We start from the raw sequence: 25609 nt of genomic DNA, 5'->3' as shown, positions 1-25609 counted from the left end.
CCGGCGTCGCGCGTCAGGCCGTAGCCTTATGCCGCGACGCTGGCGACGAAGCCGCGGACTTCCGCCGTCAGGCGTTCCGCCTGGCGGGAAACGTCGGAGGCGGCGCCGAGGACCTGGTCCGCCGCCGCGCCGCTCTCATTCGCGGCCTGGGTGACGCCCTGGATGTCGGCGCCGACAAGCTGCGTCGCCTCCACCGTCTGCTGCACGCTGCGGGCGATCTCCTGCGTCGCGGCGCCCTGTTCCTCCACCGCGGAGGCGATGAGGGTGGCGATCTGGCTCACCTCCTCGATCCGGCCGGCGATGGTCTGGATGGCGGTCACGGCGTCCTTGGTCGCGGCCTGGATGGTGCCGATCTGGGCGCCGATCTCCTCCGTCGCGCGGGCGGTCTGGCCGGCCAGGGACTTCACCTCGCTCGCCACCACGGCGAAGCCCTTGCCCGCCTCACCGGCGCGGGCAGCCTCGATGGTCGCGTTCAGGGCCAGCAGGTTGGTCTGGCCGGCGATGGAGGTGATGATGCCGACGACGTCGCCGATGCGCTGCGCGCCGGCGGCCAGCGCCTGCACCGTGGCATCGGTGCGGCGGGCGTCTTCCACCGCGGCGCCGGTGATGCGGGCGGATTGCGCGACCTGGCGGCTGATCTCCCCGATCGAGCCGCTGAGCTGTTCGGCGGCCACCGCCATGCTGCGGACGCGGCTGGTGGCATCCGTCGCGGCGGCCTGGACGCTGTCGGCCTTCGCATTCGTCTCCATCGCGGTGCCGCGCATGGACCGCGCGGTGCGTTCCAACTCGGCGGCGCGGCCGGCGAGGAGGGCGACGGTGCCGCCGACCTTCTCCTCGAGGTTGGAGAGCAGGCCGCGCAGCACGCGCTGGCGTTCGGCGGCGGCCTCCGCCTTCAGCCTTTCCTGGTCGGCGGCCAGGCGGGCGCTGTCCGCCATGCTGGTCTTGAAGACGGCGACGGCCTTGGCCATGGCGCCGACCTCATCCGCGCGGTCCTGGCCGGGGATCTCCGCGGCCAGGTCGCCGCGCGACAGGCGGAGCATCGATTCGGCCAGGCGCTTCAGCGGCGCCACGGCGCGGAGCGACCAGGCCGCGATGGCCCCGCCGATCACCAGCCCCGCGGCGACGAGGGCGATCATCAGCGCCTGGAAGCCTTCCGCCACGGCGCGGGCTTCGGTCGCCACGGTGCGGTTCTTGGCTTCCTGCAGGTCGATGAAGCGGTTGATGCGGGCCAGCCATTCGACGAAGGCGGGGCGGGCCTGGTCCATCAGCAGGCGGTGCGCGGCCTCGGCCTCCCCCCTGTTGCGGGCCTCGATGACCTGGCGGATCAGGGGCATGGTGCGGGCCTCGATCTCCTTGATCGAGGCGAGGATGGCCTGTTCGTCCGGCGTCACGCCGGCGCCGGAGGCCATGATGGCATCGAGCGGCGTGGCGCTGCGGGCGTAGAATTCCTCCAGCCGCGTGATGTCGGCCAGGGCGGCGGCGCGTTCGGCTGATGTGGAGACGAGGACGACGTCGCGCAGGCTGATAGCGCGGTCATGCACGCTGCCGCGGAAGTTGATGGCGTAGCGCTGCTTGACGCTGTTCACGTCATTGATGGTGGCCAGGCTGGCGCTGATGGCGTTGACGCGGTTGGCGGCGATGACGCCGAGCGTGACGATGAGGGCGAGGACGAGACCGAAGCCGATGGACAGGCGAAAGCCGATGCTGCCGCGGCGGGACGCCGGGGGAACGGTGGCGGACATGGAGTGACGGATCCTCGATTGGCGACTGCTCCCGGGGGGAGCGGGGCCGCGGGGGTTACGGGCCCCGGGCAAGCGGGGCCAGTCGAGGATTGTCGGTTAAATTCGCGCAAGGTCGGTGAAGGCGTGGTGCCTTCAACCGTCGGCGCGGGGCACCCAGGGCAGGCGGGCGATGTCGATGCCTTCCTCGGCCAGGGCCTCGGCCTCGGCGTCCGAGGCCTCCCCGTAGATGCCGCGGGCCTCGGCTTCGCCGTTCGCGATCTTGCGGGCTTCGTCGGCGAAGGAAGGGCCGACATAGTCGCAGGATTTCTCCACCTCCGCCCGCAGGCGCTGGAGCATGGCGAGGAGCTGGGCCGGGATGGGGCCGCCGGCGACGCGTTCGGGGTTGCCGATCACGGCGGGTTCGGGCGCGGGGGGTGGCGTTGCGGGGGCTTCCGCGGCCTCCGCCGCCGGGGCGGGCACGGGCAGCGCCTTGCGGCGGGATTTGCGGATGGCGGGCGCCATCAGGGCGCGTTCGACCTTGGCACTGCCGCAGTGCGTGCATTCGACCAGGCCGGCGCGGGCCAGCGTCTCGAACCCCGTGCTGTCCTGGAACCAGCCATCGAATTCATGGCCGGCGTGGCAGCGCAGTTGGTAGTGGATCATCCCCTGTGGTCCCGGTGGCCCGTTTCGGGCGGCTTGTCGGGGCACATTCTGGCACTCCGGCGGGCGGGGTGCCAGCGGCGGCGCATCATGCCGCGATCAGGGGGTCGAGCCCGCCCTGGCGGTCGAGCGCCATCAGGTCGTCGCAACCGCCGATGTGGCGGCCATCGATGAAGATCTGCGGCACGGTGGTGCGGCCGCCGGACCGGGCGGTGGCGTCCCGGCGGGCGTCGGAGCCGTTGGGGGCATAGATTTCATCGAAGGGCACGCCCTTCTTGCGGAACAGGCCCACGGCGCGCGCGCAGTAGGGGCAGAAATCCTGGACGTAGATCTCGATCTTGGCCATGCGGTCCAGATCGGGCCGGATGGCGTGCGGGTCAAGCCTTTGAGTCAGGCTTCAGCTTCAAGCCGCGGATCGGGCACGCGGGCGGCGGCCAGGACATCGACGGCGGCGGCGCCGGCTTCCAGCAGGGCGCGGGCGCAGGCATCGGCGGTGGCGCCCGATGTCATCACATCATCCACCAGCAGCACGCGGCGGCCGCGCAGGCGCGGGATGGCGCGGGGGCGGATGGTGAAGGCATCGGCCAGGAGCGCCGCGCGGGCGGCGGCGCCGAGGTCACCGAGCGGGGGCGTGGCGCGGCGGCGGCGCAGCAGGTCCGGGATGCAGGGGCGCTGCGCGTCCCGGGCCAGGCGCCCGGCCAGCAGGGCGGCCTGGTTGTAGCGGCGGCTGAACAGGCGCCGCCAATGCAGCGGCACCGGTGCCACCAGGTCGCAGCGCGCCAGCAGGGCGGCGCCCGCGCGGGCCATGTGGGCGGCGAGCGGGCCCGCGAGTTCCGGCCTGTCCGCGTGCTTGAAGGGCAGCACCAGCTTCTGGCTGCCGGGATCGTAGCGCAGCGCGGCGCGGGCGGTGTCGTAGCAAGGCGGGTGTTCCAGGCAGCCGGGGCACAGCCCCCCGGCGCCCGCCTGCCCGCCCCCGCCTTGGCCGGCATGCAGGAAGGGCACGCCGCAGCGCGGGCACATCGGCGCGGTGATGCGGTGCAGGCCGCGGAAGCAGGCGCCGCAGAGCGTGCCCTGGATCTCCACCGCTTCGTCGCAGGTCAGGCAATGCGGCGGCATCACGGCGTCGAGGACGCCGAGGCCGAGGCGCTTCAGAAGGAACCCGCTACCCATGGCCCCCTTGGGCACCGAAGGGGGCGTCGCCGTCGCGTTCCACCGCATGGACCAGGTCGATCTCCCAGGCCAGGTAGGCGCGCATCGCCTCCTCCACGCCGTCGTTCCGGTCATAGGGGCGGAGCCAGGCGTCGATGCAGGCCTCGTCCGGGGGGGTGCGGCGGTCGGCGTGCAGGGGCAGGCCGGCGGATTTCCAGGCGGCGGTGCCGCCTTCCAGCACGGCGACGGGCGCGGGGTGGATGGCCGCGAGTTCGGCGGCGGCCAGGGCCGCGATGGCGGGGTCCGGCGCGGTGACGACCGCCAGGCGGTCCGCCGGCAGCCGGGCGGCGAGCGGCGCCAGGCGGGTGCGGATGCCCCAATGGGCGCCCGGGATGTGGCCGGCGCGGAAGGCCAGGCTGCGGCCGCAATCCACCACCGCGGCGCCGCCGGAGGCCAGGCGGGCGGCGAGGTCGGGGGCGGTGATGGTGGCGGGCCTCGGCAGGCCGGGGATGGCGGGCGCCAGGTGGCCTTCCTCCAGCGGGCCGTCCAGGGCGTCCGTCAGGCACAAAACCTCCCACCCGCCGAGCTGCCGCAGCCAGCCGGCGGTCATGGCGGCGCGGGTGCCGGTATCATCGGCCAGGATGATGCGGGCGTGGCGGGTGGCGACCCAGGCATCGGTGGCCTGAACCAGCTGGCCGCCGGGGGAGCTCAGGAAGCCCGGGATGTGGCCCTCCGCGTATTCGGCGGGGTCGCGGACATCGAGGCAATGGGTGGTGCGCGTCGTGTCCGCCAGCAGGGCGGGCAGGTCGGCGCGGGGGGTCCAGCGCACGCCCGTGCCCTCGGCGAAGCGGCGGGCGCGGGCCAGGGTTTCCGCCGCATCCGGCGGCGTGCCGGGGGCGTAGCTGGCGTCCCGCCCTCGGTCGCAGGTGAAGCCCGCGAGTTCCCAGCCCATGGTGCCGTTGCGCAGCGCGACCACCGGGTTGGGCAGGCCGGCGCGGCGCAGGCTTTCCGCCCCCAGGATGGATCGCGTGCGGCCGGCGCAGTTCACCACCACCGTGGTGGTCGGGCGCGGGACCATGGCGGGGACGCGATAGGCGAGTTCGGCGCCCGGCACATCGATGGCGCCGGGGATGGACATGGCGCGGAATTCCGCGATCGGGCGGCTGTCCACCACGATCATGTCCTGGCCGGCAGCCTGCATGGCGGCGAGTTCGGCGGCATCGATGGAGGGGGTGGCGTAGTGGTGCTCCACCCATTCGCCGAAGGCCTTGGAGGGCACGTTGAAGCCGGAAAACAGCTCATACCCCGCTGCCGCCCAGGCCTGGGTGCCGCCTTCGAGGATGTGGACATCCGTGCAGCCGATGGTGGCGAGGAAGGCGGCGAGGCGTGCGGCGTAGCCCCCTTCCCCGGCGTCGCAGCAGACGATGCGGGTGGCGCGGCGGGGGAGCAGGCGCGGCGCGCGAAGCTCCGCCTGGGACAACGGGCAGGGGATGGCCCAGAAGAGGTGGGAGGCGCTGAACTCGCCTTCCTCCCGCGCATCCAGGATGGCGAGTTCGGCGCCGTCGCGGAGCCAGGATTTCAGTGTGGCAGCAGCAACGAAGGCGGCCTTCATCGTGGGCTCCTGGCAAGGATTGGAGACGGCGGACGGCCGCGCTTCACGCCGGCCGAGGCCGCGAATGCGGCCCGCGCGCAAACGGGCCGCGCAGCCAGCACGGCCCGCGGCCCGCGCGAAGGCAAGGCCGCGGATGCGGCCGCCCGCCGTCTGAGGGCATGAAGAAAGTCAGGCCCTGGGCTGGCTCGTCGGCTTCATGAAGGCCTTGTTGTAGAGGGTGACGGCGCCCGTCTCCTCGTCATAGCCCTTGCGATCCTCCAGCTTCTCCAGCGCCAGGCCGTACATGTGGAGGTGGCGGGTGGGGACGTCGCCGGTGGTGTGGATGGAGTGGATGTCCTCCGGCATCAGGCAGATGCCGCGGCCGGGCTCCACCATGATCTCCTCCGCCACATGGATCTGGCAGCGCTCGGGGTCCGAGCCATCATCGGTGCGGGCGTAGACCTTGTTGAGTTCCTGCCCGTCCACCGCGACGACGACGGCCCAGGTGGTGTGGTCATGCGGCTTGGTGCGGTTGCCGGGGTTCAGCGCGTTGAGATAGAGCGCGAAGCGGTTGTCCGGGTCTTCCTGCATCAGGTAGCGGTTGGCGCCCTTGGCGCCGCCCTCGGGCGGCGGGAAGACATGGCTGGGGAAGAGGTGTTCCTGCGCAGCGAGGGCCATCAGCTCGGCGCGGATCTTCTCGAGTGCCGGGCGGGTGACGCCCATCTCGGCCTCGATCGCGCGGATGCGGTCGATGGTGGAAGCGACGGCGGCAGCGCGGGCGGCCGAGGCATCGGTGACGTTCATTGGGGGCCATCCTCCGGTTTGTCGGTCGAGCCTAGCGCGGCTTGTCGCCGGGGCGAAGCGGGGGCATGTCCCATCGCATGGATGCGATGATGGTCTTCGACCGCGCCCTCGTGCGACGGCGGCGGGACAGGGCGGCGGCGACGGTCGGGCGCGTGGCGCCGGTGCTGGAGGATTGCGCCGACCGGCTGCTGGACCGGCTGGATGACACGACGCGGCGCTTCACGCGGGCGCTCGATATCGGCGGGCGGGGCGTGGTGGCACCAAGGCTGCGGGCGCGGGGCGTGCCCTTCGTGGTGTCGATGGATCTGTCGGCCGGCATGCTCCGGGCGGGAATGTTCAAGGCGGGCGGCGAAGCCCTTTCCGTCGCGGGGGATGAGGAATTCCTGCCGTTTGCGCCGGGGTCCTTCGACCTGATCGTGGCGTCCGTGTCGCTGCACTGGGTGAACGACCTGCCCGGCGCGCTGGTGCAGATCAGGCGCGCGCTGGCGCCGGATGGGCTGTTCCTGGCCTCGCTCCCCGCGCTCGGCACCTTGCAGCCGCTGCGGGATGCGCTGGGGCAGGCGGAGGCGACGCTGCGGGGCGGCGTATCGCCGCGGGTGTCGCCCTTCCCGGAATTGCGGGACGGCGCCGGGCTGCTGCAGCGCGCGGGCTTCGCGCTGCCGGTCGCGGATCTGGAAAGCGTGGCGCTGGCCTATCGCACGGCGCTCGGCCTCTTCGCCGATCTGCGGGCGGCGGGGGAGGCGAATGCCGTGCTAGCGGCGGACCGGCGCACGCCGCCGCGCGCCCTGCTGCCGATGGCGGCGGCCAGCCTGCCGAAGGGGCCGGAGGGGATCGACCCGGCGCTGCGGCTGATGGTGCTGACGGGCTGGTCCCCGCATGAAAGCCAGCAGAAGCCGGCCAGGCCCGGCAGCGCAACGCATCGCCTGGCGGATGCGCTGGGGACCGTGGAACGGAAGACGGGGGAGAAGCCGGGCCACTGAAGCCTGGTGGGTAGGGCAGCCCTGCCCGCCACGCGCTTGCAACGCGAAGGAGCGCGGCGCATTTATCGGGCCACCCCCACGCAAGCCCGGACGGTCCCAGAACGATGGAGCAGCAGGGCGGCGAAAGCCGCCGCATCACGATCCACTCCCCCTCCGACTTCGAGGGGATGCGCCGTGCCGGCCGCCTGGCGGCCGAGACCCTCGACATGATCACCGCGCATGTGAAGCCGGGCATCACGACGGAGGCGCTGGACCGGATCATCCACGACTTCACCATCGCCAATCACGCCATCCCCGCGACGCTGGGCTACCGCGGCTACACGAAATCATCCTGCACCAGCATCAACCATGTGGTCTGCCACGGCATTCCCGGGGAACGCGTGCTGCTGGACGGGGACATCATCAACATCGATGTCACCGTGATCCTGGATGGCTGGCATGGCGACAGCAGCCGCATGTATGTGGCGGGCCAGGCCTCCACCAAGGCGAAGCTGCTGATGGACGTGACCTATGAGAGCATGATGCGCGGCATCGCCGCCATCAGGCCCGGCGCCACGCTCGGCGATGTGGGGCACGCGATCCAGACCTTCGTGGAAAAGCACCGCTTCAGCGTGGTGCGGGACTTCTGCGGCCATGGCATCGGCCGGCGCTTCCATGAACCGCCAAATGTGCTGCATTTCGGCCGGCCCGGCGAAGGGCCGACGCTCAAGCCCGGCATGTTCTTCACCGTGGAACCGATGGTGAATGCCGGGCGGCCGGAGGTGAAGATCCTGGATGATGGCTGGACCGCGGTGACGCGGGACCGGAGCCTGTCCGCCCAGTTCGAGCACATGGTGGGCGTGACGGAAGACGGGGTGGAGATCTTCACCATCTCCCCCATGGGCATGCACCGGCCGCCCTATAGCGGGTGAAACCGCCCCGCCCCTCGCGGGGCGCCCGATGCGCCTGATCCAACCCTCGCCCCACCCTGGGGCGGGGGTTTTTTCATGTTGACCGCCTCGTCGCGTCGCCTTATGTAAATGTGAATTACATCTACATAAAGGAAGTTCGGTTGTGACCCTTGCCCCGCTCCTCGCCGCCCCCGCCATGGTCCAGGTCCATGCCTTCTCCGCGATGGCGGCGCTCGGGCTCGGCATCGTTCAGCTGGTCGCGCCCCGGGGCACGCTGCCGCATCGCCATCTCGGCCGGGTCTGGGTGGTGCTGATGGTGGCCGTCGCGTTGTCCTCCTTCTGGATCACCAGCGCCGCGCGGGGGCACCACTATTCCTACATCCACCTGATCTCGCTCGCGGTGCTGATCATGCTGCCGCTGGCGGTGCTGCGGGTGCGGCGGGGGAATGTGGCGGCCCATGGGCGGCTGATGATCTCCATCTTCTTCGGCGGGCTGATCATCGCGGGCGGCGCCACCATGCTGCCGGGGCGGATCATGGGGGCGGTCGTCTTCGGTTGGTGAACGCCAGGGTTGAAGATCGGGCGGTGTTCGTTGCACCCTCGGGGTCTTGCACCGTGGGGACGGGATGGCCCGGAAGCCGCAATTCTCGGAAGCGACCGCGGCCCTGGAGGGGCTGTTCCCGGAAGGCGTGTCACAGCCCGAGGATGCGGCGCCGCCGGGGCATCTCGGCCATCGCGCGCGGATGCGGACCAGGCTGCTGACGGCCGGGCCGGATTCGCTGCTGGACCATGAGATGCTGGAGATGCTGCTGTTCCAGGCGCTGCCGCGGCGGGACACCAAGCCGATCGCCCGCGCGCTGCTGGCGCGCTTCGGCAGTTTCGCCAATGCCATCGCCGCGGCCCCGCGCGACCTGCAGGCGGTGGAGGGGATGGGGGAGGCCGGCACGGCGGCGCTGAAGACCGTGCATGGCGCGGCGCTGCGGCTGATGCGGGCGGAGGTGCGCGACCAGCCCGTGCTGAACAACTGGGACCGGCTGATCGGCTACCTGAATGCCGCCCTGGCCCGCGAGAGCATCGAGCAGTTCCGCGTGCTGTTCCTGGACAGCAAGAACCGGCTGATCGCGGATGAGGCGCAGGCGCGCGGCACGGTGAACCACACGCCGGTCTATCCGCGGGAGGTGGTGAAGCGCTGCCTGGAGTTGCAGGCGACGGCGCTGATCCTGGTGCACAACCATCCCTCCGGCGATCCCACGCCGTCGCGGGCGGACCTGGAGATGACGCAGGAGGTGAAGGCGGCGGCGCAGGTGCTGGGCATCACGGTCCATGACCATCTTATCATGGGCAATGGGCGGCATCTGTCGTTCAGGCGGGAGGGGCTTCTCTAGCGACGGTCCAGGGCCGGTTCGGCCCTGGCCGGGGGTGCAGGGGGGCGGCGCCCCCCTGCGTTGCTCGCTTGGTGCAGGGGGGCGGCGCCCCCTTGCGTTGCTCGCTTGGTGCAGGGGGGCGGCGCTCCCCCCGGGCTCACGGCGCGCGGCACTCGAAGCTCTCGGCGCGCTCCGGGTCGCCGCCGGTGTAGTGGGCCTGTTGCGGGAAGGGGCAATGCGGCCGGGTGCGGCCGGGGAAGGACGCGCCGCGCGCGACGATCCGGGCGGGCGGTTCGTTGCGCTCCACCCAGGCTTCCAGCGCCGCGAGCGGGTCGAAATCCTCCATCGCCGGGCCGCCGCCGCAATGCGCCATGCCGGGGACCATGAACAGCCGGGCGAAGCCGGCCAGGGCCTGGTCCCCGCCATTGTCGCGCGCGAGGTCCTGCCAGTAGGCGGTGATGTCGCTGGCGGAGAAGACCGGGTCGCTGTTGCCGTGGAAGACCAGCAGGCGCGATCCGCGCTGCGCGAAGCTCGACATCATCGTGCCGGTGGCGTCGTTGATCGCGGCCGTCTGCGCCGTCATCGCCGTGTCGCGGTCGAAGTCGAAGGCGGCCAGGTTCAGGTCCGGCAGCGGCGGCGTCAGGAAGAAGTAGCCGAGCGAGGAGGCCGCGAGCGTCGCGTTCAGCGCGTTGGGGCGGCCGGTCTGGGAGGTGCCGAGCTTCCAGGCGCGCCAGCCCGGGGATGCGATGCCGGCATCCCAGGGCCAGCCGGCATAGATGGCCTCCCCCCGGCTGTTGCGGGCGCCGGCGAAGACGGTCTGCAGCGCCTCCACCTGCGCGGGGGCCAGGCAGGAGGCGGTCTTCTCGCCCGTGGGGCAGCGCAGCGAGGCGGGGTCGAAGCGGCAGGATGCGGGGGCCTGGACGAGGCCGTCCCGCAGCCCGTCCGCGCCGTCGCAGGAAGCGAGCACGGCGTTGGCCACCAGCGTCATGTCGGCCGGCGTCAGCGACGCGGCGAGGATGGGCTGGCCATCGGCATCGCGGGGCGCGGCGCGCAGCAGGGCCTGCACGTCCCAGGCCTGGGCGACCGCGGCGCGGCTGAGACGAAAACCGGGATTGCCGGCGACGATGCCGTCGAACAGCAGCGGGTCGCGCTGCGCGGCCAGCATCCCCTGCCTTCCGCCATTGGAGCAGCCCATGAAGTAGCGGCGTTCGGGGGCGCGGCCGTAGCGGCTGGCGATGAGGCTCGTCGCCTCCCGCGCCACCATCGGCACCGAACCTTGCGCGTAGTCGTAGCGCGCCTGCTGGTCGAGGCCGAAGGTGGCGTCGCGCGTGTCCCGCCCCTGGTGGCCGGCATCGGTGGAAACCACGGCATAGCCGCGCATCAGGGCGGGCGCCGCGGTGGCGCCGGCGATGGGGACGACGCCCGTCGCCTCCACCACCACCCCATCCATCCCGCCGCCGCCCTGGAACAGCAGCTTGCCGTTCCAATCCTCCGGCAGGCGAAGCTGGAAGCCGGTGCCGAAGCTGACGCCGCCGACGCCGGTGCGCGGCGCGATCATGCCATCCACCACGCAATGCGCGGGCATCGCCGCGCGGTCCGGCCCGGCCAGCGCGGCGCGGCCGCGATTCTCGGTGGGCAGCGTGCCGGCGGGGACGGGCTCGGCCCGGGTGATGCGGAGGTCGGGGCGCGCGAGGGCCGCGAGGTCCGTGCAGGCGCGGGTCTGCGCCAGGGCGGTGGCGCCGAAGCTGCCGGTCAGCGCGAGCGCCGATCCCAGCAGCCTGGCATGGCGGGACATCATGGTGGCGGACCCCTCCCCTTCACGCGGCGCTTGGCGCGCCGGTCGCTTGATAGTTATAACGTATAACGATCAGGCGCGCCGGCGCCAGGATTTCCTGCGTCGAGCATGCGAGGAAGGCTGGGGATGGGAGGGACGGCGATGCGCCGGGGCGCGATCCGGCGCGGGGTCCATGCTGGCATCGGGCACGGCGCTGGCGCAAGGCGCGCGGCCGCCGGACCCGGACGCCCCGCCTGGTGCGGCCCCGCGGTCCGGCTTGGCCCAGGGGGCCTGCCAGGAGGGCGTGCCAGGGGGCGTGCCAGGGGGCGTGCCAGGGGGCGCGAAGGTTTCGTGCTGTTTCGACATGGTTGACCCGGGGGTCCGCGCGCCGCCATCCTTGCCGCCATGCACCTCCGCCCCGCCCTGCTGCCCGCCCTCCTCCTTGGCCTGATCGCCGGGGGGGATGCGATGGGGCAGGGCAAGCCAGGCCCGGCCGCGCCTGGGGGCGCGCCGCAGGCGGGCTTTCCGCCGCTGCCCACCACCAAGCCGCCGGCGCTTCCCCCGGGACCGCAGGCGGGCGTGCCGGGCAAGCCGGGGGCGCCACAGCCGGGGGCGGGCACGGGGCGGATGGTGTCGTCGGGCACCGGCTTCGTGGTGGCGCCGGGGCGCGCGCTGACCAACCACCACGTCATCGACGATTGCCGCGCCGTGCGCGTGCGCCTGACCGGCGGCGCGGACCTGCCCGCCCGCGTCATCGCCAGCGACCGCGACCGCGACCTGGCCTTGATCGAGGTGCCGGCGGAAGCGGGCCCACCCCTGCCCTTCCGGCGGGACGTGAATGTCCGGCGGGGCGAGGGTGTTGTCACCTATGGCTTCCCGCTGGCGGGGCTCCTGTCCTCCGGGCCGACGCTGACAACCGGCGAAATCTCGGCCCTGGCGGGGCTGGCCGACAACCAGCGGCAGTACCAGATCAGCGCGCCGGTGCAGCCCGGCAATTCGGGCGGGCCGCTGCTGGACATGTCCGGCCAGGTGGTGGGCGTCATCGTCTCCAAGCTCAATGCGCAGCGGATCGCGCAGCGCACGGGCGACATCCCGCAGAACGTCAACTTCGCGGTGAAGGGGACGGAGGCACTGGCCTTCCTGCGCGCCAATGGCGTGAACCCGACCATGACGGAACTGCCGCCCCGCGGCGCGGCGGAGGTGGGGGAGATCGCGCATCCCTCCACCCTGTTCATGCGCTGCATGGGGTAGCGCGGCGTCCCACGCCGCGAACCCAACGTTGACACGGCGTTAGCACTCCGCGCGCAGCGTGCATCCCAGCGTCCTCCCCTGCGGGGCGCCGAGCACCGGATGCCCGCCTTGTCCCTCCGCCTGAAGATCCTCCTCCCCGTCCTGCTGCTGGGCGCGGGGGTGGTCCTGCTGCTCGGCCAGGCGGGGCTCGATGCCGCGCGCCAGGCGGGCATGGCCCAGGACCAGCAGACCGTGAATGCGCGGGTGGCGCTGCTGGTGGAAGCCGGCGTCGCGCTGGCGGTCGAACGCGGGACCACCAACGGCATCCTCGCCAACCCCGCCGCCGCGACCCCGGCGGCGATGGAAGCCGCGCGCGGGGCGCGCCGGCAGGCGGGACAGGCGCTGGCCCAGGCGCAGGACGGCCTGGCGGGGTTCGAGGAAGCCCGCGCGCGGCTGGCGGAAGCCGAGGCGCGCGTCGCGGCCATGCGCGGCGCCATTGATGCGGGCGCCGGCACCCGCCCCGCCCCGCCGGCCTGGTTCGCCGCCGCCACGGCGCAGATCGATGCCGTGGCGGCGCTGCGCGGGCTGATGGAGGCGCGGTCCCTGACCAGTACGGATTTGGCGGGGCAACTCGCCTCGCTGCGCGCCGCGCTGGCGGAGGCGGCGGAACAGGCGGGCCGCGAACGCGGCATGATGAACGGGCTGATCGCCCAGGGCCGCCCCCCGGGCCAAGCCGAACAGCGGGCACTTGGCGGTTTCGCGGCACGGGCGGAGGAAGCGCTGGCCCGCGCCGGGGCGCTGGCGGAGGGGCTGCCCCCCAGCGCCGCCCTGGCGCTGCGCCAGGCGCTGGCGACCTGGCAGGATACCATGCTGCCGCTGCGCCGCTCCGTGCTGGCGGCGGCCGACCAGGGCGCCCCCTACCCCGTCGCGGCGCCGGCCTGGTTCGCCGGATCGACCCGCGCGATCGAGGCCGTGGTGGCCGCGCAGCGCGAGGCCGGCACGGTGCTGGCGGCGCTGGTGGAGCAGCGGCGGCAGGACCAGCAGGCCGGCATGATCGCCAATGCGGCGCTGGCCCTGGCGGGCATCGCGCTGGTGCTGGGCGTGCTGGCCTGGCTGGGCCGGGCCGTCGCCGGGCCGCTGCGCCGCGCCGTCACCGCCCTGGCGCGGGTGGCGGAGGGCCAGGTGGAGGAGCCCATCGCCCAGCGCCGCGCGACCCCGGGCGGCGATGAGGTCGATGGCGTGCTGGCGGCGGCGGAGGCGCTGCGCCTGGTGACGCTGCGGGCGCGGGAGGCCGATGCGGAAGCGAAGCGCCAGCGCCTGGCGGCGGAGGCCGAGCGCACGGCGGCACTGCGCGCCATGGCCGACCGGGTCGACCATGAAGTGCATGCGGCGATCGACCAGGTGACGGCGCGGATGGAACGGCTGCGGATCGGCGCCGATGCCGTCGGCGGGTCGGCGGAGGCCATCGCACGGGACGGCGCCTCGGTCGCCTCCGCCGCGGAACAGTCGCTGCGCGCGTCGCAATCGGTCGCAGCGGCGACGGAGGAGCTGACGGCCTCGATCGGGGAGATCTCCGCCCAGGTGTCCCGCACCGCCGGTGCGGCGCGGGGCGCGACCGAACTGGGGGAGCGCGGTGCGCAGGCGATCCAGGCACTGTCGGAGACGGTGGCGCGGATCGGCGGCGCGGCGGCGCTGATCGCCGATGTCGCGGCGCGCACCAACCTGCTGGCGCTGAACGCGACGATCGAGGCGGCGCGGGCGGGCGAGGCCGGCAAGGGCTTCGCCGTGGTGGCCGGGGAGGTGAAGCAACTGGCCGCGCAGACCGCGCGCGCCACCGACGACATCACGCGCCAGATCGCGGAAGTGAAGACGGCGACGGAAGCCGCGACGGGCGCGGTGCGCGCCATCGCCGGCGCGGTGGGAGACGTGGATGTCGCGGCCTCCGCCATCGCCGCGGCGGTGGAGGAACAGGCCGTCACGACGCGGGAGATCGCGGGCATCATCGGCCAGACCACCCAATCCGCGCGGGAAGTGGCGGAGCGGATCGCGCAGGTGTCGCGGGAGACGGCGACGACGACCACGCTGCTGGCGGAGGTGCGGGCGGAAACCGGCCTGGCCGGCGACGCGGTGGCGGCGCTGAAGCAGACGCTGGTCGGCGTGGTGCGCGGATCGACGCCGGAGGTGGACCGCCGCATGGCGCCGCGCCGGGCCTATGCCGCGGCGGCGACGATCACGGGCGCCGATGGCGTGGCGGCGGCGGCGCGGGTGGTCGATGTCTCCGAGGGCGGCATGGCGCTGGAGACGACGGCCCGGGGACGGGCGGGCGAGCATTGCCGCGTCAGCGTGCCGGAACTGCAGATGGCGGGCGTGACGCTGGTGGTGGTCTCGGCCAGCCACGGCCGGCTGCGCGGGCGGCTGGAGGGGCTGGATGAGGCGACGCGGCGGCGGCTGGTGGCCATCGTCGCGGCGCCAGAGGGGAAGGCGAAGGCGGCCTGAGCTACCCCCCCGTCGCGGCCTTGTACCGGGCCTTGGTGGCGGCGTCCGGCGGGTAGGTGCCTTCGAGGGGAGCGCCGGCGGCGATCTCCTCCAGGATCCAGGCCTCCAGCTTCTCTTTCTCCACCGCCTCCGCCGCAATGTCGGCGGCGATGGCGCGGGGGATGCAGATGACGCCGGATGCATCACCCACCATGATGTCGTCAGGGAAGATGGCGACGGGGCCGATGGAAACGGGCAGGTCCCGGTCCACCACCATCACCGCGGCGCCCGACGGCACGGGGGCGGAGCCGCCGCCATGGAAGACGGGGAAATCCATGCCGGCGACCGTCGGCAGGTCCGACACGCCGGTATCCACCACCATCCCCGCGACTCCCTGGCGATGCAGCGCCATGGCGATGATGTCGCCCAGCACCGAGGTATGGGCGGCGCCACCGGTCGCGAAGACCACCACGGCACCGGGCGGGGCTTCCGACAGGAAGCGGCGGTGGAGGTTGGGGGCCTCCCCCTTGAGCACGGCATCTCGCAGATCCTCCCGCACCGGGATGGCGCGGATGGTCACGGCGGGGCCGATGACGCGCGCGGCGGCCGGGTTGGCGGGGACGATGCCATGCAGGAAGCGCGTCCGCAGGCCGCGGGCGTAGAGCATGGCGGAGAGGGTCGGCACCGCGACGGCGGAAAGCTGCGCGACCAGCGCGGGATCGATCGGCGTCATCAGGGGGATGCCATGACGATGTCACGGCCGACCTCATCCGCTTCGCGTTCCGCGCGCGCGCGCCATTCGCGCATCAGCGGGCTGTCCATGGCGCTGGCGATGAAGTCCATGCTGTCGGGGGCGAGTTCGATGCCGTAGGTGACGTAGCGGCTGCACATCGGCGCGAAGGCGGCATCGGCGAAGCAGAACTCCTCGCCGGCGATGTAGGGGCCGCCATGGCGGGCGCGGGCGTCGCGCCACATCGCCTCCATCCTTTCGGTGCCGGCGCGCACGCCGGGGCGGGCCATGAGCTTCACGTTGCTGGGCAGGCCATCGCGGATCGGCCAGCGCTTGATGAGGTTCATCGGCAGGCCGTTGCGGACATCGTCGAAATGGCTGTGGACCTCCGCCGCCACGCAGCGGGCATAGGCGCGGCGGGCGGGGTCCTTCGGCCAGATGGCGCAGCCGGGATCGCGTTCCCACAGCCATTCCGCGATGGCCAGGCTGTCCCACAGGACCATCCCATCCACATGCAAGGCGGGAACCCGGCCGGAGGGCGAGACGGCCTTCAGCTTCGGCGGGCTGTCGGGGCGGGAGAGGAAGATCCGGTTCTCCGTGACGGGAAGCCCGCCGAGCCGGCAGGCCATCCATCCCACGATCGACCAGGATGACGACCAGGCACTTCCGAGATGGAGGGTGGGCGGCATGCGTTTCTTCCGGATTGGTCCGGATATGTTGCGGGCTTCATGCTGCATCGCGCAACATGGACGCGGGACAGACGGAGAGATGACGCGATGACGACGCGACGTGGCCTGCTGAGCGGTTCCGCGGCCCTGATGGCCGCCCCTGCCGCCCGGGCGCAGGACAATTGGCCGACGCGGCCGATCCGCTTCGTCATCCCCTGGCCGCCCGGCGGCGCCACCGCCAATATCGCCCGCATCGTGGGCGATGCGATGATGGCGCAGCTGGGCCAGCCGCTGGTCTATGACCACCGCGCGGGCGCGGGCGGCGCGATCGGGACGGAGAACGTCACGAAATCCCCGGCGGATGGCTATTCCATCCTGATCGCCGGCGCGGGGTCCTTCTACCGTCCGCTGATCGAGCGTGACACGCCCTGGAACCCGGACCGCGACTTCAGCTTCATCGGCCCGATCGGCGACGGGCCCTTCGCGCTGGTCACGCGCACGGGGCTGCCGACGACGCTGCGGGGCTTCATCGACCATGCCCGGGCCAATCCGGGGACGCTGAACTTCGCTTCCTCCGGCCAGGGATCCACCAGCCATCTGACGGCGGAGGCCTTCAACACCGCGGCCGGCATCCGGGCCACGCATGTGCCCTATCGCGGGTCGGCGCAGGCGACCACGGACCTCGTGGCCGGGCGGCTCGACTACTACTTCGATGCCTTCTCCACGGTGCAGGAGAATGTGCGCGCGGGGCGCATCCAGGCGCTGGCGGTGACGACGGGGGTGCGCGCGGCGCAGGCACCGGAGGTGCCGACGATCGGGGAGGCCGCGCTGCCCGGCTTCACCGCGGCGCCGTGGTGGGGGATCGTCGGCCCGGCGGGGATGCCGGCGCCGGTGGTGGCGCGGCTGTCGGCGGCGCTGAAGCGGGCGACGGAGACGCCACAGGTGGTCCAGCAGCTGAACGACAATGGCTGCCGCGCCTTCTTCCTGGAACCCGGCCCCTTCGGCGATTTCGTGCGGTCCGAGAACGCCAAATGGTCACGGGTGATCGAGGCGGCGGGGCTGAAGGTGGGCTGAACCCCCTTTGTTGTGGACATGGGTGCTTCTTGCGCCCATGTCCCCGGCATGGACTGGCAATCGATCTTCGGCCTTCTGGGCTTCTTCGCGGTGTGCTTCGCGGCCGCCTGCACCGGCGCGGTGTTCAAGCCGGGGGAGTGGTATGACCGGCTCGACCGGCCTTCCTGGCTGCCGCCGGACTGGGCGTTCCCGGTCGCTTGGTCGCTGCTCTACATCATGATCGCGGTCGCGGCCTGGCTGGTCTGGCGGGTGGAGGGCTTCGGCCTGGCGCTGGGCGTCTGGGCGGTGCAGCTGGGGCTGAACGCGCTGTGGTCCGTGCTGTTCTTCGGCGTGCGGCGGCTGGGGCTGGCCCTGGCGGAGGCGATGGCGCTCTGGGCCTCCATCCTGGGCTGCATCGTGACCTTCGCGCCCGCGAGCCCGACGGCGGCCTGGCTGATGGTGCCCTACCTCGCCTGGGTGACCTTTGCCTGCGTGCTGAATTTCTCGATGTGGCGGCGCAACCCGGGGCCGCATCCCGTGATCACGATGGCGGAGATCAAGGCGCCGCCGCGGCGCTACCAGCGGGGGTAGGTTCGGCGGCGGCGCATACCCCCCCACCCCGACCAGCCTTCGGCGTTGGTGCGGCGCCCCAACCCCCGCGCAAGCGCGGGGGAGGGAGAAGCCATCAGCGCGCCCAGTAGAGGCGTTCGGGGTTGTCGACCGTCACGCGCTTGATGAGCGCGGCGTCGTCCGTCATGGCGCCCAGCAGATCCACCAGGTCGCCATCATTCGGCATGTCGCCGGCGATGTTCGGATGCGGCCAATCCGTGCCCCAGAGGCAGCGATCCGGCGCGGCGGCCAGCAGCGCCTGGGCGAAGGGCACCGCATCGGTGAAGGGCGCGCCGGCGGAGGACACACGCTCCGACCCGCAGATCTTCACCCAGGCGAGCGGGTTCTTCATCAGGTCCAGCAGCTGCAGGAAGGCAGGCTGGCCGGTGCCGTCCTTCGCCTTCACCCGGCCCATATGGTCGATGACGAAGGGGATGCGGATCGCGGCGATGACGGGCGCCAGCGGCACGATGTCCTGCGCATCCAGATGCAGGACCACGTGCCAGCCCAGCGGCTCCACCTGCGCGAGCACGCGCTGGAAGAACGCCATGTCGGGCATACCGCCGAGGTGCTTCACGAAGTTGAAGCGCACGCCGCGGATGCCGCCGGCATCGAGGCGCGCCAGTTCGGCATCGGTGACGCCGGGGTCCACGACCGCCACGCCCTTCATGGCGCCATTCGACCGCGCGATGCCATCCAGCGTCACCGTCATGTCGCTGCCGTGGCAGGAGGCATGGACGATGACGGCGCGGGAGACGCCGAGGGTGCGATGGAGGGCGACCAGCCCCTCATAGGGCGCGTCGGGGGGCGTGTAGGCGCGGTCTTCCGAGTAGGGAAAGACGGCGCCGGGGCCGAAGACGTGGCAATGGGCGTCCACGGCGCCGGGGGGCAGGACCAGGCGCGGCTTGCGGGTATCGGGGTCCGGGCCCTTGCAGGTGGGGATGATGCGGGTGGTCACTGGCGTTCGATTCCTGCCTTCTCGATCACTTCGGCCCAGCGGGCGGTATCGGCCGCGAGCAGCTGACCCATGGCCTGGACGGTGCCACCGCGAGGGTCCACGCCGACCTGCGTCAGGGCCTGGCGGAGGTCGCCGCTCGACAGGGCCTCATTCACCGCCGCGTTGATGGCGGCGATGGCTTCCGGCGGCGTGCCGGTGCGGGCGACGATGGCGTTCCAGGATGCCACATCATAGTCGGGCACGCCGGATTCCATCAGCGTCGGCACGTTGGGCAGCGTGGGGGCGCGCGTGGCGGCCGTCGTCGCCAGGACGCGGATGGCACCCGAGGAAACCTGGCCGGCGATGGGGCCGGTGATCTCGAAGGCCGCATCGATGTCGCCGCGCAGCAGCGCCGTCATCAACTGGGGGGTGGCGGGGAAGGCGATGGTCTCGAACCGCGTGTTGCTGCGGATCTTGAACAGCTCCGCCGAGAGGTTCTGCGTGCTGCCCGCGCTGATCGTGCCGATGTTGAGACGGCCGGGATTGGCGCGGAGACGGGCCAGCAGGGCGGCGATGGTGGCATCCGGCGAATTGGGCGCGTTCACCACCGCGATGGGGAAGGCGCCCATCGTCACGACAGGGGCGAAATCCCGCAGCGGGTCGAAGGGCAGCGTGCGGAACAAGGCGCGGCTGATGGCGGTGCCGTTGCTGGCGACCAGCAGCGTGTGGCCATCGGCGGGCTGGGCCATCAGCGCCTGGCCGGCGACGATGCCGCCGGCGCCGGGGCGGTTGTCGATCACCACGGGCTGGCCGAGGCGCTCCGCGATGCGGCTGGCGACCGCCCGGGCGGTGAGGTCCGCGACGCCGCCGGCGGCGAAGGGGACGAGCATGCGGATCGGGCGGTCGGGCCGCCAGGCGCCCTGCGCGCGGGCCGTGCCGATGACGGGCAGCGCGAGCGCGGTGCCGAGGAGGAGACGGCGGCGCATCACGAGGCGGCCCAATCGGCGGGGACGTAGCGGTAGCCCTGCCCTTCCTTCGCGATGAAGCCATGCGCGGGGAAGGGGAAATGGTAGCCGGTGACGTGGATGCGGTCCGTCGCCACGCGGTCCAGCATGCGCTTGCGCGTCTCGACCGCCGTGGTGGGATCGAAGTCGAACATCACCTGCAGTTCGGGGCGGCGGGCGAAGAGTTCGGGACGATGGGTGATGTCGCCCAGCACCATCAACTGCGCGGCGCCGTCGCTGACATGCCAGCAGGTATGGCCGGGTGAATGGCCGAAGGCGGAGACGGCGCGGATGCCGGGCACGGCTTCCTGGCCTTCCTGCACCTGGCGGATCTTGCCCTGATAGGGGCCGAAGCGGCGGGCGGTGTTGGCGAAGTTGGGCTTCTGGCGCGCGGGGGCCGGGCCCTCATTCGTCGCATCGGTCCAGAAGCGCCATTCGGCGGCGGGGACCACGATCTCCGCATTCGGGAACACCGCCTGGTTCTGCGCGGTGGTCAGGCCGGTGATGTGGTCGCCGTGGAAATGCGTGAACACCACATGCGTGATGCGCGCGGGGTCGAGGCCCGCGGCCGCCATGTTCGCCGCCATGCGCCCGGCCTGGGGGGAAAGCTGGCCGCCGGTGCCGGCATCGAACATCACAACCGCGCTGCCGGTCTCCACCACCGTGACGGTGTAGGGCGTCAGATAGTGGTCCGTCGGCAGGAAGCTTTCCGCCAGCACGGCCTGGACATCGGCGACGCTGGCATTGGCGACGAAGCCTTCGAGCGGCAGGCGTGCCGTGCCATCGAACAGCGTCGTCACCGTGAAGCCGCCGATGCGGAAGCGGTGGAAGCCGGGGTTCGTCACGGGCGCGGCCTGGGTGGGCGCGGCCTGGGCTGCGGCGTGGCGGGGCAACGCCGATGTGGCGAGGGCGGCGGCGCCGAGAAGCGCGCCACCCCGGCGGGTGATGAGGGTCATTCCTGGTCTCTCCCTGTTGCTGAAGCAGCCTGGTCGTCGAGTCACGGCGGAGCAGGCCGGGGGCCACGCCTGCGGTCGCGCCCTGGCGGCCGCAGGCAGGGTGGCCCTCAGTCCGGGCGCATGTTGGTGGCGCGGATCAGCTCACCCCAGCGGGTGCGTTCGCGGGCGATGAGGTCGCGGAATTCCTCGGGGGTGCCGGGGGCGGCGTCGGCGCCCTCCCCTTCCAGCCGCGGGCGCAGGCGCGGGCCGTTGAGGATGCGGTTATGCGCTTCGTTCAGGCGATCGATGATCGGGCGCGGCGTGCCGGCTGGGGCGACGAGGCCATACCATTGCGTGGCATCGAAGCCGGTGACGCCCTGTTCCGCAATGGTCGGGATGTCCTGCGCGGAAGAAAGGCGGCGGAGCGAGGAGACGCCGAGCGCCTTCACCAGATTGCTGCGCACGGCGGGCAGGATGGCGGGGCCGCCGGTCAGCGTCAGGTCGATGGTGCCGGCGATGAGGTCGTTCATCATCGGGCCGGTGCCGCGATAGGGGATGTGCTCCATCTGCGTGCCCGTGGCCTGGCAGAAGGCGACCATGGCGGTATGGGCGGCGGAGCCGTTGCCGCCGGAGCCGTAGGTGAGCGCCCCGGGCCGGGCCTTCGCCAGCGCGATGAGTTCCTGCACGTTGTTGGCGGGAACCTTGCGCGGGTTCACCGCCAGGATGTTCGGCACGATCGCCATCAGCCCGATGGGGGCGAAGGAGGTGGACGGATCGAAGCTGAGGTTGCGGTAGAGGGAGGGGTTCACGGCCAGCGTGCCGATATGCCCCATCATCAGCGTGTAGCCATCGGGCGCGGCACGGGCCACGACTTCGGAGCCTACCGTGCCGCCGGCGCCGCCGCGATTCTCGATCACGAAGGGCTGGTTGAAGACTTCCTGGAGTTCGGCCGCGATGGCGCGGCCCAGGATGTCCGTGGTGCCGCCGGGGGTGAAGGGGACGATGACGCGGACGGGCCGTTCCGGCCATGCGCCTTGCGCGACGGCCAGGCGCGGCGCGGCGAGCAGCGCGGTGGCGGCGGTGAGAAGCGTGCGGCGATTCATGGTGTTTCTCCCGTTTTTATCTTCAGCGCGACGTGTCGCGCGGGATTGTCTTCAGCGCGCCGTGCTGCGCGAGTTCGTCGATCTCGTCGGCGGAGAACCCCGCCGCTTCGAGGATGGCGGGCCCATCGGCGCCGAGGCGCGGTGCAGCCGGCAGGGGCGGCGCCATGCCGCCGGAGAGCTTGTTGGGCGCGCCGATCGCGAAGGTCGGGCCCTCGGTCGGGTGCTCCTCCTCCCGCACCATGCCGGTTGCCCGCAGATGGGGGTCCGTCAGCAGGCTCTCGATGGTGTTGTAGGGCATGGCGGGGACGTCGTAGCGGGTGAAGAGGTCCAGCCATTCGGATGTGGGGCGGCCCGTCAGCGCCGTGGCGCGCAGGGCGAAGTAATCCTTGGTGTTCGCGGTGCGCGCCGTGACGGTGGCGAAGCGCGGATCGGTCTTGAGATCCGGCCGGTCGATGGCGTCGAAGAAGCCATGCGCCTGCGCGTCGGTATTGGCGGAGACGCAGATGTAGCCATCGGCCGTCCTGAGCGGACGGGCTTCCGGGCTCAGCACGCGAAGGTCCCCGGGCACGCCGAGGCCGGGGCGGAAGGACATGGCGCCGAGGTGTTCCTGCAGCACGAAGCCGGCCATGTTCTCGAACATCGGGATCTCGAGGCTCTCGCCCCTTCCCGTCTTCTCCCGCCGATACAGCGCGAAGCCGATCTGCTGCGCGGCGATCAACCCGCAGACATGGTCGGCGACGAGCATGGGGACGTAGCGAGGTTCGCCGGTGCTGGCCTCGAAGCAGCTGGCGACGCCGGAGACGCCCTGGATGACGGTGTCGTAGGCGGGTTTGCCGGCATAGGGGCCATCGGTGCCGAAGCCGACGATGGAGCAGTGGATCAGACGCGGCGCGGCTTCCGCCATGGAGGCCGCATCGACGCCGAGGCGCTTCTGCGCGTCGGGGCGGATATTCGTCACTAGGATGTCGCAACGGAGCGCGATGCGGCGCAGCACCGACTTCGCGCGGGGGTGCTTGAGGTCGAGGCAGATCGACCGCTTGCCGCGGTTGAAGTTGAGGAACTTGCCGGCCATGCCGGGATTGCGCCCCTTGCCGCCGAGCTTGCGCAGCAAATCGCCTTCCGGGCTTTCGAGCTTGATGATTTCAGCGCCCTGTTCCGCGAGCACGCCGGTGCAGACGGGCCCGACGACCACCGAGGAAAGATCGAGGACGCGCAATCCTGAGAGCGGGCCTGCCAATTTACGAAATCCTCGCCTGGATGCGCAGCGCCATGGCGCCGGTCTCGTCTTCCACCCAGAGGGTGCGGTTGCCCTGTTCGTCGGGCGCGGTGCCGGCCAAGGTCGCGGGGCGGTTGCACATCACCGGGCGCATGGTGCGGATATCGGCGGCGCGCAGCGTGGCGCCGGGCGCCTGCTTCATCGCGGCATCGAGCAGCATGGTGGTGCTGAGCCCGCCATTCACGACCAGGCCGGCATAGCCTTCGGCATCCCGCGCATAATCCACATCGTAATGGATGCGATGGCCGTTGAAGCAGAGCGCGGAGTAGCGGAACAGCAGCACGGGGTCCGGGTTGAAGGGGACGCGCCAGGCGGCATCGGGCTTCGTGGCGGGCGCCTCGGCCTTCGCGCTCGCGCCGGTCGAGGCCTCGCGGTAGGCGATGTCCTGTTCCTCCGTCGCCACCACGCCATCGGGGCCGGTGACGGTATGCAGGACGGTGACGAAGCAGAGCTTCCCGCTGCGGCCTTCCTTCGGCGTGATGGCGGTGATCTCGGAACGTCGCGTCAGCTTCTGACCGATGCGCAGTGGCGAGGCGTAGTTCATGCGGCGGCCGGCGAGCATGCGGCGCGGCAGCGGCACGGGGGGCAGGAACTCGCCCTTCTCCGGATGGCCATCGGCGCCGAGGCGCGATTGCGGCTGCGCGTCGTCGAAGAGGATCGCGATCCAGAAGGGGGGAACAGGGGCACCAGGCGAGAGGTCCGGCGCCGCCTGGTCCAGCATCGCGGCCATGCGCCGCGCGGCGGGGGCGGACATCTCATCCGCCACCTCCCTCGCGCGGCCGATCCAGCCTTGCAGCTCCTGCACGGAGGTTACGCCAGCTCGTCCATGATCATCGGGAAGAGGCGCTGATAGGCCTCGCCATACACCATCGCCTTGCCGGAGTTGCGGCCGCCCTGCATGCCGCGGTTCAGCGCCACACGCTCGTAATAGGCCCAGAGGTGCTTCTGCGCGGGCAGGCATTCGAAGGCACGGCGCTTCGTCTCCCAGGCCTCGTCGATGTTGAGGATGACGTTGGGCTGGAAGTTGCACTGCTCGGGCTGGTGGGGCTCGAACAGGAAGACGGGGGGCGCGGCGTAGCTGTAGCCGGGGCCGGGCTTGTGGCCCATCGCCTGCGCCACGATGCGCGCGGCCTGGGCGAAGCGCGTCGCCTCCGGGTGGTCGAGGTTATAGGGGTCGTTGAGGGAATGCGTCAGCACCCAGGCCGGGTTGAGCTCCCGGAACAGGTCGATGGCGCGGTCCATCATCGCGGGCGTCGTCACCAGCGGGTAGTCGCCGGCATCCATGAACTCGATCTCCGCGCCCAGCACGGCGGCCGCGGCCTCGGCCTCGGCCTTGCGGGCGGCCTTGACGGATTCCAGCGTGGCGGAGGGGTCCTTCCAGGCGAACTGGCTCTCGCCGCGCTCCCCGAAGGAGAGACAGAGGATCTTCACGCGCCAGCCGCGCTTCGCATGCAGGGCGATCGCCCCGCCCGCACGCCAGACGAAATCGCCGGGATGGGCGGTGACGACGAATCCGGTCTTGGGCATGCGCTTCCCCTGGGTTTCCGATTGCCGGCCATATGGCGCCTGGGCCGTCATGCGACAAATGGAAAGAACGGTGGGATTATGCGGGGATGTGCATGAGTGCGGTCAGGCGGATTTCCGCCCGCGCGCCGGGGCGGCCGGCCTGAAGCGCTGGCGCAGCAGGGCCAGCAGCGCCTCCGCCGCGGGCGACAGCGGCACGCCGCGGCGTGAGACCACGCCGAGGCGGCGCACCACCGCGGGGTCCCGCAACGGCACCGCCACCACCCCCGCTGTGCCGGCGGCATCGACCGCCAGGCGGGGCACCACGGCCAGCGCGATGCCGGCGCCCACCATGCTGATCGCGGTCGCCAGGTGCTGGACCTCATACCGCCAATCCATCGCATCGCGGCGCGCGCCCAGCGCCTCATCCAGCAGGGCCCGGTTGCCGGTATGGGGCGCGACGCGGACCAGAGGCTGGCCTTCGAGATCCGACCAGGCCAGATGCGGGCGCGTGGCGAAGGGATGCGCGGCGGGACAGGCGAGGACGAAAGCCTCCGTCATCAGCGGCACGATATCCAGGTCCCAGCGATTGGCGGAGACGATGGTGATGCCGAACTCGGCCTCCCCCCTCGCAACCCGCTCCGCGATCTCGCTGGCGGAATTGTCGAAGACCTTCACCGTGACGGCGGGATGGGCCGCGCTGAAATCGGCCAGCAGGCGCGGCACGTGATGCACCGCGATCGTCGGCAGGCAGCCGATCGTCACGGATTGCTGCGCGGAACCGGCGCCGGCGCGCAACTCGCCCAGCGCTGCATTCAAGGCCTCCACCGGGGCGCGGGCGCGGGACGCCAGGTCCAGCCCCGCAGGCGTCAAGGTCACCTGCCTGGTGGTACGCGCCAGCAGCTTGAGGCCCAGCCCCTCCTCGAACTTGCGGATGCGATGGGACAAGGCCGTCTGCGACAGGTTGAGATGCGCCGCCGCCTTGCGGAACGACCCGCGCTCCGCAATCGACAGGAACGCCTCCAGCCCGAGGAAATCGATCGCCATGACCGCCAACGTGTAGCACGGCTGTGCGGGGGTGGGGGGAGGGTGTTCCCGGGGGGTGCGCTTGTGGCCCGGGGGCTGGGGGGCGCCCCCCCCCCCCGCCCCGCCC

The 25609-nt window shown here is 72.0% G+C and carries 25 protein-coding genes; 8 read left to right on the top strand and 17 right to left on the bottom strand.

The window, feature by feature from the left end; all coding sequences use genetic code 11:
• Positions 1–26: 26 nt before the first annotated feature.
• The 6 genes from ACTIE5_RS12165 to ACTIE5_RS12140 form a co-directional block, all read right to left on the bottom strand.
• On the bottom strand, positions 27–1742 hold the full coding sequence (locus ACTIE5_RS12165) for a methyl-accepting chemotaxis protein (RefSeq protein ID WP_439549970.1): 1716 nt from the start codon (positions 1740–1742) through the stop codon (positions 27–29).
• Positions 1743–1874: 132 nt separating this feature from the next.
• Positions 1875–2384, bottom strand: a complete 510-nt coding sequence (locus ACTIE5_RS12160) for a DUF1178 family protein (protein WP_439549969.1) — start codon at positions 2382–2384, stop codon at positions 1875–1877.
• An 85-nt stretch (positions 2385–2469) separates the two neighbouring features.
• The gene (grxC, locus tag ACTIE5_RS12155; RefSeq protein ID WP_439549968.1) at positions 2470–2727 is read right to left on the bottom strand and encodes a glutaredoxin 3; all 258 of its coding nucleotides are present in this window, start codon (positions 2725–2727) and stop codon (positions 2470–2472) included.
• A gap of 44 nt (positions 2728–2771) precedes the next feature.
• On the bottom strand, positions 2772–3551 hold the full coding sequence (locus tag ACTIE5_RS12150; protein ID WP_439549967.1) for a double zinc ribbon domain-containing protein: 780 nt from the start codon (positions 3549–3551) through the stop codon (positions 2772–2774).
• Positions 3544–5142, bottom strand: coding sequence for a rhodanese-like domain-containing protein (locus ACTIE5_RS12145; protein WP_439549966.1), 1599 nt, complete (start codon positions 5140–5142; stop codon positions 3544–3546). Before ACTIE5_RS12145 ends, ACTIE5_RS12150 begins: the two co-directional genes overlap by 8 nt.
• 168 nt (positions 5143–5310) lie before the next feature.
• Positions 5311–5925 carry a cysteine dioxygenase gene (locus ACTIE5_RS12140; RefSeq protein WP_439549965.1) on the bottom strand — a complete coding sequence of 205 codons (615 nt, stop codon included), beginning with the start codon at positions 5923–5925 and terminating at the stop codon, positions 5311–5313.
• Positions 5926–5990: 65 nt separating this feature from the next.
• On the opposite strand from ACTIE5_RS12140, the gene ACTIE5_RS12135 reads away from it, so the two are divergent.
• From ACTIE5_RS12135 to radC, 4 genes are all read left to right on the top strand, one after another.
• The gene (locus ACTIE5_RS12135; RefSeq protein ID WP_439549964.1) at positions 5991–6905 is read left to right on the top strand and encodes a methyltransferase domain-containing protein; all 915 of its coding nucleotides are present in this window, start codon (positions 5991–5993) and stop codon (positions 6903–6905) included.
• A 104-nt stretch (positions 6906–7009) separates the two neighbouring features.
• Positions 7010–7816 carry a type I methionyl aminopeptidase gene (gene map / locus ACTIE5_RS12130; protein WP_439549963.1) on the top strand — a complete coding sequence of 269 codons (807 nt, stop codon included), beginning with the start codon at positions 7010–7012 and terminating at the stop codon, positions 7814–7816.
• Between the two features lie 142 nt (positions 7817–7958).
• Positions 7959–8357 carry a DUF2306 domain-containing protein gene (locus ACTIE5_RS12125; protein ID WP_439549962.1) on the top strand — a complete coding sequence of 133 codons (399 nt, stop codon included), beginning with the start codon at positions 7959–7961 and terminating at the stop codon, positions 8355–8357.
• Between the two features lie 64 nt (positions 8358–8421).
• On the top strand, positions 8422–9180 hold the full coding sequence (gene radC, locus ACTIE5_RS12120) for a RadC family protein (RefSeq protein ID WP_439549961.1): 759 nt from the start codon (positions 8422–8424) through the stop codon (positions 9178–9180).
• A gap of 136 nt (positions 9181–9316) precedes the next feature.
• Here radC and ACTIE5_RS12115 read toward each other — a convergent pair whose 3' ends face one another.
• Positions 9317–10957, bottom strand: coding sequence for a tannase/feruloyl esterase family alpha/beta hydrolase (locus ACTIE5_RS12115; RefSeq protein WP_439549960.1), 1641 nt, complete (start codon positions 10955–10957; stop codon positions 9317–9319).
• Between the two features lie 381 nt (positions 10958–11338).
• On the opposite strand from ACTIE5_RS12115, the gene ACTIE5_RS12110 reads away from it, so the two are divergent.
• Together ACTIE5_RS12110 and ACTIE5_RS12105 are read left to right on the top strand one after the other, a co-directional pair.
• Positions 11339–12184, top strand: coding sequence for a S1C family serine protease (locus ACTIE5_RS12110; protein WP_439549959.1), 846 nt, complete (start codon positions 11339–11341; stop codon positions 12182–12184).
• 108 nt (positions 12185–12292) lie between these two features.
• Complete coding sequence (locus tag ACTIE5_RS12105) at positions 12293–14659, top strand: methyl-accepting chemotaxis protein (RefSeq protein WP_439549958.1); 2367 nt, start codon at positions 12293–12295, stop codon at positions 14657–14659.
• A 1-nt stretch (position 14660) separates the two neighbouring features.
• Here the strand turns inward: ACTIE5_RS12105 and ACTIE5_RS12100 are convergent, their stop codons facing one another.
• Positions 14661–15371, bottom strand: coding sequence for a hypothetical protein (locus ACTIE5_RS12100; protein ID WP_439549957.1), 711 nt, complete (start codon positions 15369–15371; stop codon positions 14661–14663).
• Complete coding sequence (locus ACTIE5_RS12095; protein WP_439549956.1) at positions 15371–16057, bottom strand: glutathione S-transferase family protein; 687 nt, start codon at positions 16055–16057, stop codon at positions 15371–15373. Before ACTIE5_RS12095 ends, ACTIE5_RS12100 begins: the two co-directional genes overlap by 1 nt.
• Before the next feature lie 87 nt (positions 16058–16144).
• On the opposite strand from ACTIE5_RS12095, the gene ACTIE5_RS12090 reads away from it, so the two are divergent.
• Together ACTIE5_RS12090 and ACTIE5_RS12085 are read left to right on the top strand one after the other, a co-directional pair.
• The gene (locus ACTIE5_RS12090; RefSeq protein WP_439549955.1) at positions 16145–17110 is read left to right on the top strand and encodes a Bug family tripartite tricarboxylate transporter substrate binding protein; all 966 of its coding nucleotides are present in this window, start codon (positions 16145–16147) and stop codon (positions 17108–17110) included.
• Between the two features lie 48 nt (positions 17111–17158).
• A complete protein-coding gene (locus ACTIE5_RS12085; RefSeq protein WP_439549954.1) occupies positions 17159–17680 on the top strand; it encodes a TspO/MBR family protein in 522 nt (173 codons plus the stop codon).
• A gap of 94 nt (positions 17681–17774) precedes the next feature.
• Here the strand turns inward: ACTIE5_RS12085 and ACTIE5_RS12080 are convergent, their stop codons facing one another.
• The 8 genes from ACTIE5_RS12080 to ACTIE5_RS12045 form a co-directional block, all read right to left on the bottom strand.
• On the bottom strand, positions 17775–18656 hold the full coding sequence (locus ACTIE5_RS12080) for an amidohydrolase family protein (RefSeq protein ID WP_439549953.1): 882 nt from the start codon (positions 18654–18656) through the stop codon (positions 17775–17777).
• Positions 18653–19621, bottom strand: a complete 969-nt coding sequence (locus tag ACTIE5_RS12075) for a Bug family tripartite tricarboxylate transporter substrate binding protein (protein ID WP_439549952.1) — start codon at positions 19619–19621, stop codon at positions 18653–18655. The genes ACTIE5_RS12080 and ACTIE5_RS12075 overlap by 4 nt, the downstream gene beginning before the upstream one ends.
• Entirely contained in the window at positions 19621–20595 is a 975-nt protein-coding gene (locus tag ACTIE5_RS12070; protein WP_439549951.1) for an MBL fold metallo-hydrolase, read from the bottom strand. Before ACTIE5_RS12070 ends, ACTIE5_RS12075 begins: the two co-directional genes overlap by 1 nt.
• Positions 20596–20702: 107 nt before the next feature.
• Positions 20703–21677, bottom strand: coding sequence for a Bug family tripartite tricarboxylate transporter substrate binding protein (locus tag ACTIE5_RS12065; protein WP_439549950.1), 975 nt, complete (start codon positions 21675–21677; stop codon positions 20703–20705).
• Positions 21678–21699: 22 nt separating this feature from the next.
• Positions 21700–22914 carry a CaiB/BaiF CoA transferase family protein gene (locus tag ACTIE5_RS12060; RefSeq protein WP_439549949.1) on the bottom strand — a complete coding sequence of 405 codons (1215 nt, stop codon included), beginning with the start codon at positions 22912–22914 and terminating at the stop codon, positions 21700–21702.
• 1 nt (position 22915) lies between these two features.
• The gene (locus ACTIE5_RS12055; RefSeq protein WP_439549948.1) at positions 22916–23758 is read right to left on the bottom strand and encodes an FAS1-like dehydratase domain-containing protein; all 843 of its coding nucleotides are present in this window, start codon (positions 23756–23758) and stop codon (positions 22916–22918) included.
• A 5-nt stretch (positions 23759–23763) separates the two neighbouring features.
• On the bottom strand, positions 23764–24480 hold the full coding sequence (locus ACTIE5_RS12050) for a PIG-L deacetylase family protein (protein ID WP_439549947.1): 717 nt from the start codon (positions 24478–24480) through the stop codon (positions 23764–23766).
• Between the two features lie 102 nt (positions 24481–24582).
• A complete protein-coding gene (locus ACTIE5_RS12045; RefSeq protein ID WP_439549946.1) occupies positions 24583–25503 on the bottom strand; it encodes a LysR family transcriptional regulator in 921 nt (306 codons plus the stop codon).
• Positions 25504–25609 lie beyond the last annotated feature (106 nt).

Origin of the sequence: Falsiroseomonas sp., from assembly GCF_051859025.1 — a bacterium.
GTDB lineage: Bacteria > Pseudomonadota > Alphaproteobacteria > Acetobacterales > Acetobacteraceae > Falsiroseomonas.
The sequence above is the reverse complement of the archived record's forward strand: the minus strand, read 5'-3'. Positions and strand labels throughout refer to the sequence as shown.